This is a genomic window from Pseudoduganella guangdongensis, assembly GCF_009857475.1.
Lineage (GTDB): Bacteria > Pseudomonadota > Gammaproteobacteria > Burkholderiales > Burkholderiaceae_D > Rugamonas > Rugamonas guangdongensis.
Genome location: NZ_WWCJ01000020.1, coordinates 40,943 through 57,647, shown reverse-complemented (window position 1 = coordinate 57,647; position 16,705 = coordinate 40,943). Strand labels below are relative to the sequence as shown.

At 67.2% G+C, this 16,705-nt stretch carries 7 protein-coding genes; 4 read left to right on the top strand and 3 right to left on the bottom strand.

All coding sequences use genetic code 11. The features are described 5' to 3' along the window. Positions 1–56 precede the first annotated feature (56 nt). The 3 genes from GTP41_RS21875 to GTP41_RS21865 are packed head-to-tail and all read left to right on the top strand — an operon-like array spanning position 57 to position 1,718. Entirely contained in the window at positions 57–872 is an 816-nt protein-coding gene (locus GTP41_RS21875) for a class I SAM-dependent methyltransferase (protein ID WP_161027710.1), read from the top strand. Further along, complete coding sequence (locus tag GTP41_RS21870) at positions 873–1,157, top strand: hypothetical protein (RefSeq protein WP_161027709.1); 285 nt, start codon at positions 873–875, stop codon at positions 1,155–1,157. A gap of 36 nt (positions 1,158–1,193) precedes the next feature. Next, a complete protein-coding gene (locus GTP41_RS21865; protein WP_161027708.1) occupies positions 1,194–1,718 on the top strand; it encodes a transporter substrate-binding domain-containing protein in 525 nt (174 codons plus the stop codon). A 190-nt stretch (positions 1,719–1,908) separates the two neighbouring features. On the opposite strand, the gene GTP41_RS21860 is transcribed toward GTP41_RS21865, so the two are convergent. From GTP41_RS21860 to GTP41_RS21850, 3 genes are all read right to left on the bottom strand, one after another. Then, a complete protein-coding gene (locus GTP41_RS21860; RefSeq protein ID WP_161027707.1) occupies positions 1,909–3,522 on the bottom strand; it encodes a serine hydrolase in 1,614 nt (537 codons plus the stop codon). Next, complete coding sequence (locus tag GTP41_RS21855) at positions 3,519–5,360, bottom strand: M1 family metallopeptidase (RefSeq protein ID WP_161027706.1); 1,842 nt, start codon at positions 5,358–5,360, stop codon at positions 3,519–3,521. Before GTP41_RS21855 ends, GTP41_RS21860 begins: the two co-directional genes overlap by 4 nt. A 122-nt stretch (positions 5,361–5,482) precedes the next feature. Next, positions 5,483–14,137, bottom strand: a complete 8,655-nt coding sequence (locus GTP41_RS21850) for a GH36-type glycosyl hydrolase domain-containing protein (RefSeq protein WP_161027705.1) — start codon at positions 14,135–14,137, stop codon at positions 5,483–5,485. 281 nt (positions 14,138–14,418) lie between these two features. On the opposite strand from GTP41_RS21850, the gene GTP41_RS21845 reads away from it, so the two are divergent. Further along, a complete protein-coding gene (locus GTP41_RS21845) occupies positions 14,419–16,617 on the top strand; it encodes a TonB-dependent receptor plug domain-containing protein (protein ID WP_161027704.1) in 2,199 nt (732 codons plus the stop codon). The last annotated feature ends 88 nt before the right edge of the window (positions 16,618–16,705 follow it).

Below are 16,705 nucleotides of genomic sequence, written 5' to 3'. Positions count from 1 at the left end.
AGGCCGGACGACCGGACCCGCCGCGTCGTCTGTCCAACGAAAAAGGAGACTCCTGCATGAAACAGTACGTCCTGGCCGGCCTGCTGGCCGTTGGCTTCACCAGTTTTTCCGGTGCGGCCCTGGCCGATCCTGCCCTGAAAGCGGCTGTCGCCAGCCCGACCCGCAATGCGGATAACGTCAAGCGCGACCAATACCGCCATCCCTACGAGACCCTGACCTTCTTCGGCATCAAGCCGAACATGACCGTGGTCGAGCTGTCGCCCGGCGGCGGCTGGTACACCGAAATCCTGGCGCCCTACCTGCGCGACCAGGGTAAGCTGATCACCGCCGGCGCCACCCCGGATTCGGCCAGCGAGAACGTGCGCAAGGGCGCGGCCCGCTTCCAGGAATTCCTGGGCAAGCAGCCGGGCCGCGACAAAGTGGTGCTGGGCGCCTTTGAACCGGGCAACGGCGTGTACAACTACGCGCCGAAGGGCAGCGCCGATATGGTGCTGACCTTCCGCAACATCCACAACTGGATCGGCACCGGCGACGAGAACATGAAGAAGCTGATGGCCAGCATTTACGACAGCCTGAAACCGGGCGGCGTGTTCGGCGTGGAAGAGCACCGCCTGCCGGCCGCCATGACCCAGGATGCGAAAGCCAGCAGCGGCTATATGCACGAGGCCTATGTGATCAAGATGGCCGAGCAGGCCGGCTTCAAGCTGGTGGCCAAGTCCGAAATCAATGCCAACGCCAAGGACACCGCCAACCACGAGAACGGCGTGTGGGCGCTGCCGCCGACCTTCACCAACAAGGACAAGGACCGCGCCAAGTACGCCGCCATCGGCGAGAGCGACCGCATGACCCTGAAGTTCGTCAAGCCGCAGTAAGTGCTACGGACGTTGCAACGCGCTGCCGCCGGCCTGCTGCTGGCGGCGGCATCCACCCTGGCCACGGCGGCCGCGCCGCCAATGCGCTTCGTCCTGCCCTCTGTCGCGCCGGGCGCGGAAGCGCAGGCCAACTATTTTCCGCAATTGCTGCGCCTCGCGCTGGAGAAGACCGAAGGGCCTTTCAGCATCGAGTTCTACCCGCACGGGCTGACCACCCCGCGCCGCGCGCTGGAAATCAAGCGCAATGGCGTCATCAACATCATGTGGGACGGCACCGACGCCTAGCGCGAACGCGAGCTGCTGCCGATCCGCATTTCGCTGGTGCGCGACCTGAACGACTACCGGGTATTCCTGATCCGCAAAGAAGACGCGGCGCGCTTCCGCTCCGTGCAATCGCTGGACGATCTGCGCCAACTGAGCGCCGGCGCCGGCGTCAACTGGCCTTCGGTGGCGGTGCTGCGCCACAATGGCCTGAAAGTGGAAACCGCCATCAACTACAACTCGCTCTTTCCCATGCTGAAGGCGAAGCGCTTCGACTACATGCCGCGCGGCGTGCATGAGGCGTGGGCGGAGGAGCAGCAGTACGGCCAGCAGGGACTGATGGTCGAGCCGACCATTTTCCTGCACTATAAGGTGCCGTTTTATTTCTTTATGAGCCGGGAAAACCGGCCGATGGCGGAGCGGGTGGAGCGGGGATTGAAGCTGGCGATGGCGGACGGCAGCTACGACAAGCTATTGAACGGCTACCCTGCTTTCCGGCGCGCCCTGACGGAAATCGCGGCGCGCAAGCGCAAGGTGTTCGAGCTGGAACTTCCTAGCGCGACTGCAAATGGCTCATCAAGGTAACAAAGCCATACACAGTGACAAACAGGCCGCCGCACACGACGGCAATCGACAGGATGAGGCTACTCATTGGGACTCCCAGAAACAGGACTGGCGCCATTATGCTGCATCGCCCACAAAAGAGCCTCTCCGAACCTCACCCCTTTGTATAAAAATTGTCAGGCGCCGTGCGCAGCGCCTGCTGGTAAAAAAGTCAAGGCTTCTTGGCTGGCGTGAACGACAAGTCGGCGAAGTCGTAGCTGAAGTCGGTCTCGGTCGACACCGGCGCCATCTTCATGCGCTCGATGCTGCCGTCCGGGTTGAGCGAGAAGGTCACGTAGGCATCGGCGTTGAAGTTGCGCTCCTTCCAGCGCACGATGAAGGTGTCGTGCTGGAAGTGCTCCATGGTGCCCGTCAGGTCCGGCGTGCGGCTGAAGGTCATCACCTGCTTGCCGCCTTCCTGCTTGATGTTCACCGTGCCGTACCAGGCGTCGTTGTAGTCGCCGTTGTAGGACGCCAGCGGCAGCGAAGGCTTGGAGGCCGCCGCGCGCGCCGAAGTCAGCTTGCCCTGGCGCGCCAGTTCCGCCTTGTGCATTTCCGCTTCCATCTCGGCGTAACGCTTGATCCAGTCGGTCGGTGCCGCGCCCATGTAATGGTCCAGGATGCGCCACTGCAGCGCCGTCATCGCCGGGCCGTTCTCCGCGTTGGTGAAGATCGCCACGCCCAGCTTCTCTTCCGGCACCAGCACGATGCGCGAGTAGAAGCCCTGCAGCGCGCCGCCGTGCATGGCCAGCTTGCGGCCGCGATAATCGCGCAGCTGGAAGCCCAGGCCGTAGGCCGCGAAATTCGGCTTGGTGGCGGCCAGCGGCGGCTTGGGCTCGCTGATTTTCATGGGCGTCTGCTGCGTCCACATCTCGCGCGCCTGCTTCACGCTGAACAGCTGCTTGCCGTCCGCCAGCTTGCCTTCGTCCAGCAGCACCTGCATCCACTTGGCCACATCCTCGGCGTTGGTCTGGATGCCCACCGCGCCCACCGCGTTCTGCACCGGCATCGGCTTCACCGCGGCGGCCTTGCCGTTGATCTTGCTGTGCGGCGCGGAGTAGTCGGCGCTCTTCAGCATGTCCGCCACGTCGGTGGTGGAGCCGTGCATGCCGACAGGCGCCAGCAGGCGTTCGCGGGTCGCCTCTTCCCAGCTCTTGCCGGACTTCTGCGCGATGATCTTGCCCGCCACAATGTAGAGCAGGTTGTCGTAGGCGTAGTTGTTGCGGAAGCTGGTGGCCAGCTTCACATGGCGCAGGCGGTCGATGATCTCGTCGGTGCTGAAGGTGGTGGTCGGCCACCACAGCAAATCGCCGGCGCCCAGCCCCAGGCCGCTGCGGTGCACCAGCAGGTCGCGCACGGTCATCGCGTGGGTCACGTACGGGTCGGCCATCTGGAAGTTGGGCAGGTGCCTGGTGACCGGGTCGTCCCATCCCAGCTTGCCCTCGTCCACCAGTTGCGCCAGGGCGGCGGCGGTGAAGGCTTTGGAGTTGGACGCGATCTCGAACAGGGTCTTGGCGGTGACCGGCGCCGGCTCGCCCAGCTTGCGCACGCCGAAGCCCTGGGTCGCCACCACGTTGCCGTCCTTGACGATGGCAATGGCGATGCCCGGCACATCGAAAGTCTTCAACGCCAGGTTGACGTCGCGCGCCAGGTCGAACGCGGGCGCGGTTTCCGCGCTGGCGGCGAGCGTGCCCGCCGGCGCCGCATGGGCTGGAGCGGCGATGGCGGCGCTGGCGGCAAAGGCCAGCACCAGCAAGGTGGCGAGTGGTTTCTTCAGCATAGTCATTTCTTCATCAGTTTATCGACGGAGCCCTGGGTCTCAGGGTGGTAGCGCGGGCGGGCCTTGGCGAAGACCGCCTTGGCCCACGCGGCCTCGTTCGGGTTGGCCAGCAGGGCTTTGTACAAAGGCACCACGAACTTCTGGCGGCCCACGCTCATGAGGAAGGCGTTCAGCGGCTCGCGCACGCCGTAGCCGGCATGCACCGACGCCAGGTAGAAGCGGAAGCCGATCTCGTTGTTCCCGGTCGCGCGCAGTTTGAAGGCCTCATCCAGCTCCTTCATTTGCGCCGCGTTGGCCTTGCCGTCGATGCCGTTCAGGAAGTGCATCCATTCCAGCGCGATCCAGGCTTGCGGCTCCAGCGCGCTGGTGGCCAGCTCGCCCTTCAGCCAGGCGTCACGCTTGGCGTCCAGCGCGCTCAGGCGCGGCGAATCGACGCGCTGCGCGCTGGCCGGGATGCCGCTGCCGTGCAGCCACTCTTCCAGCTCGGCGTCGCCCATGATGGCGGGATTCTTCGCCAGCAGGTTCTTGCGCAGGTAATCGACGAATTGCTCCGTCGTCGCCGACTTGAACGCGTGCTGGTCGAACCAGCCGCGCAGGAACGGATCGAACACCTCGCGCCCGGCGCGCTGCTCCAGCGTGTGCAGCAGCCAGGCGCCTTTCGGGTAGGCCAGGCCTTCGTCGGTATAGGTATCGGGATTGTCGTCGGCATCCTTGGTCAGCAAGGCTTGCTTGGCGGCCGGGATATCCTTCAGCGAGGCCAGGGCCTCGGCCTGCTCGACTTGCAGGTTCAGCTCCGCCACTTCCTTGCCGTACAGGCTTTCCAGGATGCGCGTGGTGACGTAGGTGGTGAAGCCCTCGTTCAGCCACCAGTGCTTCCACGAGGCGTTGGTGACCAGATTGCCGGACCAGCTGTGCGCCAGCTCGTGCGCGATCAGGTCGTTCAGGCTGCGGTCGCCCGCGATCATGGTCGGGGTCAGGAAGGTCATGCGCGGGTTTTCCATGCCGCCGATCGGGAACGACGGCGGCAGCACCAGCATGTCGTAACGCCCCCAGCGGTAGGGGCCGTACAGCGCTTCGGCCGCGTTCACCATTTTCTCGGTATCGGCCAGCTCCCAGGCGGCGGCATCGATGCGGCCCGGCTCCGCGTACACGGCGGTGCGCGGGCCCAGGTTGCGCAGCTCGATCTCGCCGATGGCGATGGCCAGCAGGTAGGCCGGGATCGGCTGCGGCATCTTGAACTTCCAGCCGCCCTTGCCCGTCGCGTGCTGGTCGCCTTCCGCGCTCATCACCACGCGCAGGCCGGCCGGCGCATCGATGCGCGCGCTGTAGGTGAAGCGCACGGCCGGCGTATCCTGCACCGGCGCCCAGGAGCGCGCCTCGATCGCCTGCGACTGGCTGAACATGAAGGGACGCTTGCCCGACAGCGTTTGCGCAGGGTTCATCCACTGCAGCGCGCTGGCGCTTGGCGCGGTGCGGTAATGGATACGGACTTTGCCCGGCTGCTCTTGCAGGGCGATGCGCAGCGCGCGGCCTTTTTTCGCATCGGTCTTGTCGAGCATGAAGGACGCCGGCGCCCAGCTGCCATCGGCGCGCTGCACCTGCACCCGCGCGATCTTCAGCTCGCGCGTATCGAGCACCAGGGTGCGCGCCGACTTGTCGAGCCAGTTCAGGGACAGCTCGGCAAAGCCACCCAGCGTCTTGCGCGCGAAATCGGCTTTCAGGTCCAGGTGCAGGTCGGTAGTGCGCACCTGGTCGTAGCGTGCATAACTTAGTGGATCCTGCGCCCAGGCGGGCAGCGCGAACGCTGCAGCCAGCGCTGCCGCAGGCAAAGACAGTCGGAACATGGCATCTCTCTGTTGTTACAAGCGCGCAGAGGATAGCACACCAAATTCGGGGTCAGGTCTGACAATCGGACAAATGGTGCCTCAAGGCACCATTTGTCCGATTGCCAGACCTGACCCCGACTTTACGCCTTGATGTCGAGCTCGTAGGTGGCGCCGTCATCCAGCAAGGTGATCTCGGTTGGCGTGGCGCGCTGCTCGCCGCGCGTGATGCGCAGGATGTAGGTGCTGCTGCCGTGGCGGTAGCGCAGGGTGAAGCCGGGCCAGGCGGCAGGCAGGCGTGGCGCCAGCAGCAGCTTGTCGCCGCGCTTGGTCACGCCGAGCAGGGACTCCAGCAGCAGGCGGTACATCCAGCCGGAGGAGCCGGTGTACCAGCTCCAGCCGCCGCGTCCGACGTGCGGTTCGACGGCGTACACGTCGGCCGTCACCACATACGGTTCGACCTTGTAGCGCGCCACGCTGTCGGCATCGGCGCCGTGCCGCACCGGGTTGATCATGCGCATCAGCTCCCAGGCGCGCTCCACATCGCCCATGCGGGCGAAGGCCATCACGGTCCAGATGGCGGCGTGGGTGTACTGGCCGCCATTCTCGCGCACGCCCGGCACGTAGCCGCGGATGTAGCCGGGATTGAGGTCGGCCTTGTCGAACGGCGGGTCGAGCAGCTGGATCAGGCCGAAGTCGCGCCGTACCAGGCGCGCTTCCACCTGCTCCATGGCGCCGGCCACGCGCGCCGGGTCGGCGGCGCCGGTCAGCACGCCCCAGCTTTGCGAAATCGAGTCGATCTGGCATTCCTCGTTCTGCGCCGAGCCCAGCGGGGTGCCGTCGTCGAAATAGGCGCGGCGGTACCACTGGCCGTCCCAGGCGTTGGCTTCGATATTGGCCGCCAGCCGCGTGGCCTGTTCGCGGCATTCGACGGCGAAGGCGCTGTCGTTGCGCCCTTCGGCCACTTCGGCGAAGCGCTGCAGGACGTCGATCAGGAACCAGGCCAGCCACACGCTCTCGCCCTTGCCATGCTCGCCCACCTTGTCCATGCCGTCGTTCCAGTCGCAGGAGCCGATCAGCGGCAGGCCATGCGCGCCGAAACGCAGGCCGTTGCGGATGGCGCGCACGCAGTGTTCGTACAAGTCGCCCGAGTGTGCCGAGCGGGCCGGCATGTCGTAGTAGGAGTCCTCCTCCGGCGCCACCGGACGCCCTTCCAGGTAGGGCACCATCTCATCCAGCACCGACATGTCGCCGGTGCTGAAGACATAGCGCCAGGCGGCGAGCGGCAGCCACAGATAGTCGTCCGAGCAGTGCGTGCGCACGCCGCGGTCGGACGGCGGGTGCCACCAGTGCTGCACGTCGCCTTCCACGAACTGGTGCGCGGCGGACAGCAACAGGTGCTCGCGCAAAATATCAGGGCGCGTGTGCACCATGGCCATCGCGTCCTGCAACTGGTCGCGGAAGCCGAAAGCGCCGCCGCTCTGGTAGTAGCCGCTGCGCGCCCACATGCGGCAGGCGATGGTCTGGTACATCAGCCAGCCGTTCACCAGCACGTCGAGCTCCGGCTCGGGCGTCTGCACCTGCACCGCGCCCAGCACGCTCTGCCAGTGCGCAGTCACCTGGGCCAGGGCCTGCATGGCGGCGCCGCGCCCGCCGTGGCGCTGCACCACATTGGTCACGTCGGCGTTGCGCCGGCCGCCGATGCCCAGCACGAACACGATTTCGCGCTCCTGCCCCGGCAGCAGTTCGAACGGTGCCTGGATCGCGGCGCAGGCATCGAGTCCGGCGCCGGCCTTGCCCGACAGGCGCATGCGGCGCAGGGCCGCCGGCCGCGCCAGGCTGCCGTTGCGGCCGATGAACTCCGCGCGGTCGCAGGTCACGGTGCGCACCGAGGCGTCGGCGTTGAAGAAGGCCACGCGCCCGGAGAACTCGGTGTTGTAGGCGTTGCGCGCGAACAGGGCGCCGCTCACCGGGTCGATCTCGGTCACGATGTGCATGCCGGACTTGGAGCGCATATCGCCCAGCACCCATTCCACATAGCCGGTCACCGACAGCTTGCGCGCGGCGTCCGACTGGTTGCGCACGCGGATCACGGTGTAGCGCACCGGCGCGTCCAGCGCCACGAAGGTGGTCATGCTGCTGGCAATGCCCGCCTCGGCGTACTCGAAGGTGCTGTAGCCGAAGCCGTGGCGCGTCAGGTAGCTGCCGGCGCCGGGCGCGGGCAGCGCGCTGGGCGACCAGAAGCGGCCCGTGGCTTCGTCGCGCAGGTAGAAGGCTTCGCCGCTCAGGTCCGACACCGGGTCGTTATGCCACGGCGTCAGGCGGAATTCATGCGCGTTCTCTTGCCAGGTGTAAGCCTGGCCGCTTTCCGACACCACGCTGCCGAAGTGCGGGTTGGCCAGCACGTTCGACCAGGGCAACGGCGTGCGCTGCCCCGCCCCGCTGGCGATCACGTACTCCTTGCCGTCCGCGGTGAAGCCGCCCAGGCCGTTGGCCAGCAGCAGGTCGGGCGGCAGCGGCACGCCGGCGGCGGCATCGCGCGCCGCTTCCGGACGCGGTTCGGTCAGCAGCGGCGGCATGCGCAAGGTGGGCGCCACGCCGCGCTTGAGCTGCTCGGCCAGCGTGCCGCGCTCGTCGCTCAGGAAGGCGCGCGCCACCGTCTGCAGCAGCACCCGGTCTTCCGGCGCAATGCCATCGGTCGGCCGCACAAAGATGCCGCCCGGGCGGTCGATGGCCTGCGCATCCAGGCCGGAAGCGATCAGGCCCATGATCTGGTCGTGCAGGGCCTGCCGGTAGCCGGAGCGGTCCTCGTACCAGATCACCAGGTCCACCACCAGCCCTTTCAAGCGCCAGTAGGCGTGCGCCTGCACCAGCTGGCGCGCCAGCTCGATATTGGCCGCGTCGCGGATTTCCATCAGCACGATCGGCAGGTCGCCGGAAATGGCGTAGGCCCACAGGCCCGACTGGCCGCGCTGGTTGCGCGCCAGGATGCCCGGCTCGGCGCGCAGGGCGGCATTCGGGTAGATCACATGGTTGGCCAGGCGCGCGTACAACTGCGCCTCGGCCTCGCTGGCATTCAGTTGGCGCAGCACCACTTGGCTGTGGGTCCAGGCCAGCTCGAACACGCGGTCGGCCATGTGGCGGTCCTGGTACTTGTCGATCAGGTATTGCGCCGCCTCGCGCGTGTCGGTCATGCCGGTCGCCACGTCGATCACCGAGACCTGGCCCGGCTCCAGGGCAATGCGGTAGCGGATCGCCACCACCGGGTCCAGCACCGAGCCCTGGCTGCCGGACAGCGGGCCCGCCTTCTGCAGCGCCAGCGGATTTTGCGCCGTGTTGCCGCGCCCGATGAAGCGCGCGCGGTCGGTTTCATACGACACCTGCTGGACCTGGGCGTCGTGCACCGTCGTCACATGCAGCAGATAGGGCGTCTGCTCACCCTTGCCGCGCGGGCGGCGCGTACACAGGATGGCGCTTTCGTCCGGCACCACCTCGGTCTGCACGAACAGCTTGCTGAACGCCGGGTGCGCGGCGTCGGCCGGCGCCGGCGCCATCACCACTTCGGCAAAGCTGGTGATCTCAATGATGCGGCGGCGGTCGGAATGGTTGCTGATGCGCGTGCGGCGCATTTCGATATCGTCCTCGGGCGACACCACCATCTCGGTGTACAGCTCGATCTCGTGGTCGCTGCGGCGGAATTCGGCGCGCCCTTCGGAGAAGATCACCTCCAGCCGCGCCGGCTCGGCCAGGGTCGGCTGGTAGGTGGTGGACCAGAAGGCGCCATCCTCCACGTCCTGCACATAGCAGAACTGGCCCCAGTTGTCGCGCGTGCTGTCTTCGCGCCAGCGCGTCACCGACAGGTTGTTCCAGCGGCTGTAGCCGCCGCCGGCGCTGCTCACCATCACATGGTAGCGGCCATTCGACAGCAGCTGCGTCTCCGGCACCGGCGGCGTGTGCTGGTGCAGCAGACGCATGGGCGCCGCCTGCTCCGGCACTGCGCTGCGCACCGAGGCCTGCTCCGCGCTGGCGGAGTGGAAGGCGCCGATGCGCGGGCTGCGCTCCTGCAGCACCAGCAGGGTCGATTGCAGCAGCGGGTCGGCCTCGAAGCGGCGCTGCATGGGGCGGTCGTTCAGCACATAGCTCAGGGCCAGCAGGCCCATGCCCTGGTGGTGCACCATGAAGGACTTGATGATGGCGAACTGCTGACCGCGCGGCAGGCGCGCCGCCGTGTAGTCGATCGCCTCGTAGAAGCCGTAGCGTCCCATGAAGCCCAGCGCGGCCATTTTCTGCAGGTTCTGGCAGGACGCATCGGGATCGACCATCAGCCCCAGCATGGTGGCGTAGGGCGCGATCACCAGGTCTTCCGCCAGGCCGCGTTTCAGGCCGATGCCCGGCACCCCGAAGGCGCGGTACTGGTAATTCAGCGCGGCGTCGGTGGTGTTGTAGCCCGATTCGGAAATCCCCCACGGCACATTGCGCTGGCGCGCGTACTCGATCTGCGCCGCCACCACCGAGCGGTAGGTCTGGTCCAGCAGCGTGCTGGAGTACGTCGGCATCACCAGCAGCGGCATCAGGTACTCGAACATGGAGCCGCTCCAGGACAGCAGCACCGGCTGGCCGTGCACCATGCACAGCTGGCGCCCCATGGCGAACCAGTGCTCCTGCGGCAGCTGGCCCTGGGCGATGGCGACAAAGCTGGCCAGCCGCACCTCGGAAGCCAGCAAGTCGTAGCAGCTGGCGTCGAGCCGGCGCTCGCTCAGGTTGTAGCCGATGGCCAGCAATTTGGTGGTGGGGTTGTACAGGAAGCCGTAGTCGACCTGGGCGAACCCGTTGGCCTGGTGCGACAGGCGGTTGAGCATGTCCAGCCGCTCGCGCGCACGCGCCGCGCCCTGCGCCACCAGCGCCGCGATGTGCTGCTGGCGTTCGCGCTCGTCCGGTGCCAGGTCGCTCTGCGCCGCGCCGGCCACCGGCCAGGCGGCCAGCTCGCGCAGGGTCGGCACACGGTCCAGCACGGAATCGTACAGGTCCTGCGGCGCACTGGTGATCCACGGCGCCAGCTCGTCCAGTTCATCCAGCGCGGCGCGGCATTGGCCGTGCAGCGCCGCGCCCCACGCCGCCAGTTGCGGGTCGAGCGGGGCCGTGCACTGGCGCAGGAACTGCTCGCAGCCTTCGCAGGCGCGCAGCAGCCAGGCGCGCTGCTGGCGCAGGCTGGCCGGCTGCGGCTGCGGCGGCGGCGGCGGCGGCGCGATAGCCTGCTCCAGCGCCGCCAGGGCATCGGCCGCCGCGCCGCCGGCGGACACCGCCGCCTCGCGCAGCAGGGCGCACGTGGTGGCCAGGCCGCGCGCCAGCTGCGGATGCACGATGGGCTGCTCGCCCACGGCCACCAGGCCGGCCTGCAAGGTCAGCAAGTGGCCGGCCAGGTTGCCGCTGTCCACCGTCGAAATATAGATCGGGTGCAGCGGCTGCATGCTCTGCGTGTCGTACCAGTTGTAGAAGTGGCCCTGGTGGCGCTCCAGCTGGGCCATGCTGTCCAGGGTGCTGGCGGTGCGCGCCGCCAACTGGCTGGCCGTCAGGTAGCCGAAGTCGAACGCCGTCAGGTTGGCCAGCAGGGTCATGCCCATATTGGTGGGCGAGGTGCGGTGCGCCACCACCTGGCTCGGGTGCTCCTGCATATTATCGGGCGGCAGCCAGTTGTCTTCCGGCCCGACAAAGGTTTCGAACCAGAGCCAGGTCTTGCGCGCCAGCTTGTGCAGGAACAGGCCCTGCTCCTCGTCGAGCGGCTTGTGCAGGCGCGCGATGGGCAGGCTGATCCACCATGCCACCAGCGGCGCGGCGCCCCAGGCCACCAGGAAGATCAGGGCCGCCTCGAAGGCGCGCGGGCGCAGCAGGGCCAGCGCGGCGCCCGCGCCCAGCGCCAGCAGCGGCGAAATCCACATGGTGCGCCAGTTGCTGGCCAGGCTGGTGCCGGCGCGCGACAAGGCGGAGGCGCGCCACTGCAGCAGGCGGCGGCGCGTGACCAGCAAACGCCAGCCGGTGCGCACCACCGCGTCCAGGCTGACATACGCCTCGTACGGCAGGAACACCAGCGTCAGCACGGCGTGCGCGAAATGCAGGCCGCTGCGTTCCAGCGAGGCCGGCAAGTGCTGGCTCCACAGCGTGTCGTCCGGCTTGCGCAGCAAGTCGACCAGCGCGCTGGCCAGCGGCGGCAGGAAGATGATGGCCAGCACCGCGCCGGTCCAGAACCAGGGGTGCGGCAAGGCGGCGAAGGCCATCAGCAGCGAGACGGTCAGCACCGGCGCCACCAGGCTGCGGCGCAGGTTGTCGAACAGCTTCCAGCGCGACAGGGCCGACAGCGGGTTGGGCTCGCGCCGCCCGCCGCGCAGCGGCACCTTGCGCAGCAGCCATGGCAGCAGCTGCCAGTCGCCGCGCATCCAGCGCTGGCGCCGGCTGATGTCGTCGCGGTAGCGCGCCGGGTAATGCTCGTACAGCTGCGCGTCGCTCAGCAGACCGGCGCGCAGGTAGCAGCCTTCCAGCAGGTCGTGGCTGAGGATGCGGTTGTCCGGCAAGCGCTCGCCCAGCACCTGCTCGAACACGTCGATATCGTAGATGCCCTTGCCGATGAAGGAGCCTTCGGCAAACACGTCCTGGTACACGTCGCTCACGGTGCGCGTGTAGGGGTCGATGCCCGGCTCGCCGCCGCACAGCTTTTCGTAGCGCGAGGCGTCGCGGCTGGGCAGGCTGACCGCCACCCGCGGCTGCAGGATGCCGTAGCCGGCCACCACGCGCCGCAGGCGCTGGTCGACGCGCGGCAGGTTGAGCGGGTGGCGCATGGTGGCGATGAACTGGCGCGCCGCGTCGCGCGGCAGCTGGGTATCGCTGTCCAGCGTGATCACGTACTTGAAGGACGCCAGGTCGTCGATCTCGCCCACCACCAGCGCGAAGGCGTGCGCCGCGCCGCCGCGCATGAAGCGGTTCAGGTCCGACAGCTTGCCGCGCTTGCGCTCCTCGCCCATCCAGGCCCGCTCGGCCGGGTTCCAGCGGCGCGCCCGGTGCAGCAGCAGGAAGGGCGCGGCGGCGCCCGGCTCCGTGTATTTGAGGTTGAGGCGCGCGATATTGGCGGCGGCGCGCTCGGTCAGCGCCGCATCGGTGGGCAGGCTTTCCTCCGGCGCGTCGGCGAAATCGGTCAATAGGCAGAAACGCAGGTTGGGGTCGCGGTTGGCCAGGAACCGCACTTCCAGCTGCTCGCACAGTTCGTCCACGTTTTCGCGGCTGAAGAGCAGGGTCGGCACCACCACCATGGTGCGCGCATCGGGCGGCACGCCGTGGCGGAAGTCCAGGCGCGGCAGCGGGCGCGGCTCCACAAACAGGGTGGCGGCCCAGTTCACCAGGGCCAGCGCCAGCTGGCTGCTGCCCATCAGGCCGAGGATGGCCAGCACCAGCAGGGCCCACGGCGCCACGCCGTCGCGCCAGGCGCGCTCCAGCATCAGGGCGGTGGCGATCACCGACAGCGCGCCGATGGCGCCAAGGTAGGACAGCAGCGGCGCGGTGCGCAAGGTGCGCTTGAGCGAACGCAAAGGCGGCAGGCGCACGCCCACCTGGCGCTCCAGCAGCAAGGCGCCCTCGCCCACCAGGTAGTAGCCGACATGGTGCAGGCGCGCGTCGTGGTCGCCGGCGCGCGCTTGCGCCAGCGCCAGCGCCTGCTGCGCCACCTCCTGTTCGCTGGCCGGCGAGTAGCGCGCCATGCGCTCGACGCAGTGGCGGTACTGGTCGCGCGTGGAAAAGTCCATGTCGGAATAGGTGCGCGAGGGATCCTGGCGCAAGACCTGCTCCACCACGCTCATGGTTTCGACAAACTCCTGCCAATCCATCGTGCCGAGGAAACGCAGGCTGCCGATGCTGTTGGCGATCGAGACCTGCTCCGCCGCCTGCATATGGATCTCGGCCTGGATTTGCTGCTCGATGGTCTGGCCCGACTCCGCCAGGCGGTAGGTGATCCAGTTCAGCGCCAGGGTCAGCACCGGGCTCTGGCCCTGCAGGCGGCGCGCCAGCTCGGCCACGAAGGCACTGGTGATGGGCGGCTCCGAGCGCGCCATATCGGCGACCAGCAGGATCAAGCCGCTCGGGTTCTTGTCCGCGATCTCGATCATCTGGTCGGCCCAGCTGTTGGCCAGGTCGCGCTGGAAGCGGTTCTCCGCCACGCGCGCCGCCACCCGCCGCAGGTTCTCGATCAGCGCCAGGCGCAGCATGATGGGGATGGCCCACAGCTCGCCCAGCTTGAGGGTGGCCTGCTCCTGGTAGGCCTCGACGAACCGGCACAGGCTTTCGGGATCGACGCGGCCGTCGCCGTGGGCAATGATTTCCAGTGCAATCTGGTAGACGCGCGGCGTGCCCTCGGGCGCCCCTTGCGCCAGGCGCGGCAATTCCTTGCTATAGCCCTTGGGCAGGTGGCGCCGCGCGGTGCGGATGTGGTCTTCGATCAGGTAGAAGTTATCCAGCAGCCACTCGGACGCCGGCGTCACCTGGCGCCCTTCCTTCACCGCCTCGGTCAGGCCCTCGCAGGTCGAGCTGATCAGCGCGGCATTTTCGCTCAGGCGCGCCAGCAGGCGGTCGCCGCCGCCGCGCGGGCTCAGCGCATGGCTGGCGGCCAGCGCCCGGCCATGGTGTTCCATTTGCTGCGCACTGAACAGCTCCGCACGGAGCGGTGAATCATCGTCTTCGCCCCCCTGCTGCAGGGAGCCCGACTCCGATTCCTTGAAGCCGGCAGTTGCTGCCGGCCATAAATAATGATGCTCTTTCAAGGGAGGCCTCGCGTTATTCTTGGCGCTGCCGCGCAGACAGGCAGTATGTTCCAAGCAATGTTATGCAGGCGCACGGCAGCGTACTGTTCGCTTGCGAACATTGCAGCTCATCCCGTGAAAATGACCGTCTGTCGCATTTGACTCATGGAAACAGTTGCCACTCTGTACAGTGCCAACCTCGAGCCATGTTATGTATTTGTATCCAGGTCCCCCTAACTGAACGGACAGGCTGCGCTCCGGTGTATCCTGTCGCGTTTCCAAGAAAAGCCATCGCTATTTGTATGAAGAAAATCGCCCTGCCCCTGCTGTTGATCGTGCAAGCCCTGAACACCGCCTACGCCCAGGAACCGGCCGCGCCCGCCCCGGAGAAAGTAATGCCGAAAGTGGAAGTCAAGGGCAGCGCGGCCATGGACATCCGCCGCAACGACACCGCCACCAAGATCGTGGTGACGCAGGAGGAAATCCTGAAGAATGGCGACACCAGCATTGGCGAAGTGCTCAAGCGCCTGCCCGGCGTCACCGTGGACGGCGTGCAGGGCCGCGGCGGTGCGATCCGCATGCGCGGCCTGGGCGCCGGCTACACCTCCATCATGCTGAACGGCGAACCGGCGCCACCGGGCTTCTCGCTTGATTCGCTGACGCCGGACATGATCGAGCGCGTCGAAGTGATGCGCGCCGCCACCGCCGAGTTCAGCACCCAGGCCATTGCCGGCGCCATCAACATCGTCCTGAAGCGGGCCATCACCACCGCCCAGACTGAAATAAAGACCGGCCTGCAGACCGATAACGGCAAGCCCGGCGTCAGCGTCAACCTGCAGATGTCCGACCGCAAGGGCCCCTGGTCCTACTCGATTGGCGGCGGTTTCCTGCACAACGACTTCGACCGCACGGCGCGCAGCATCACCGAGGCGAGCGGCACGGAAGCGCTGCTGCACCGGGGCGAAAACGGCAGCCGCGGCTGGTTCCGCAACTTCAATATTGCACCGCGCGTGAACTACGCGATCAAGCCGGGCGACGTGATCACCTCGCAAACCTTCATCGCGGTCAACCGTTTCCGGGGCACGAACACCGAGCGCATCCAGACCATTGCCGGCCTCGACCCGATGTTCAGCAGCCTGGACCAGGACATCCGCTCGCAAGCGGAAATGTTCCGCACCGACCTGAGCTGGGCGCACCCGCTGGCCGACGGCGCCAAGCTCGACCTCAAGCTGGGCGCCAACTACAACCAGCGCAGCAGCGAAGTGCCGAACCGCCAGAGCGGCAAGGAGTGGGAGCGCAGCCGCCGCGTCGACTCGTCGGCCAGCGACAAGGGCTTCACCACCACCGGCAAATACTCCAGCCCGCTGATCCCGGGCCACGCCCTGGCCACCGGCTGGGACATCGGCTACAGCAAGCGCGATGAGGACCGCATCCAGCGCGAGACCTACTTCCGCGCGCCGCCGCTGCCCGGCCCGGATGGCACGCCGGTGCCGGCCGACCTGTCCAAGCTGCCGAAGAACCTGGACGAGGTGTTCGCCGCCGACGTCACCCGCGTCGCCGCGTATGTGCAGGATGAATGGAATGTCAGCGAGCGCTGGTCGGTCTACTTCGGCCTGCGCTGGGAAGGGGTGAACATCAAGAGCAGCGGCAGCGATTTCGGCAGCGTGGACAGCAACTCCAGCGTCCTGAGCCCGCTATTCCAGACCCTGTACAAGCTGGGTGAAAAGAAGAAGGACCAGGTGCGCCTCGGCCTGACCCGCACCTACAAGGCGCCCAACGTGGGCGACCTGATCCCGCGCCGCTTCACCGCCAACAACAACACCGCCACCACTCCCGACTTCATGGGCAACCCGGACCTGAAGCCGGAACTGGCCTGGGGCCTGGACCTGGCGTACGAGCACTTCCTGGGCGAAGGCGGCGGCCTGCTGACCGCCAGCACCTACGCCCGCCGCATCGACGACGTGACGCGCCGCCGCGTGGACTTGATCGACGGCGCCTACGTTTCGCGCCCGGTCAATGCCGGCAACGCCGACACCTACGGCATCGAACTGGAAGCCAAGCTGCCGCTGCGCTCGCTGATGAAGGACGCGCCGGGCGTGGAAATGCGCGCCAACCTGACGCGTAGCTGGTCCAAGCTCGACACCGTGCCCGGCCCGAACAACCGCCTCGACCAGCAAGTGCCGATCAGCGGCACCGTCGGCGCCGACTGGAAGCTGGACAGCATGCCGCTGACCGTCGGCGGCTCCTACAGCTACCAGGGCGGCGGCGAAGTGCGCATCTCCGACAAGCAATATGCCTACTCGGTACCGAAGCGCGCGCTCGACATGTACGGCCTGTGGAAGTTCACGCCGAAGACCCAGTTGCGCGTCTCCGCCTCCAATATGCTGCACCAGGACAACCTGTCGCAATCGACCTACGTCGAAGGCCTGAACCGCCGCAGCGACACCAGCATCAACCCCACCAGCGTCGTCTTCCGCGCCATGCTGGAAATGAAGCTCTAAAAACAAATCGGGGTCAGGTCTGGCAATCGGACAAACTATGCGCGAAGCGCATAGTTTGTCCGATTGCCAGACCTGACCCCGATTCTTT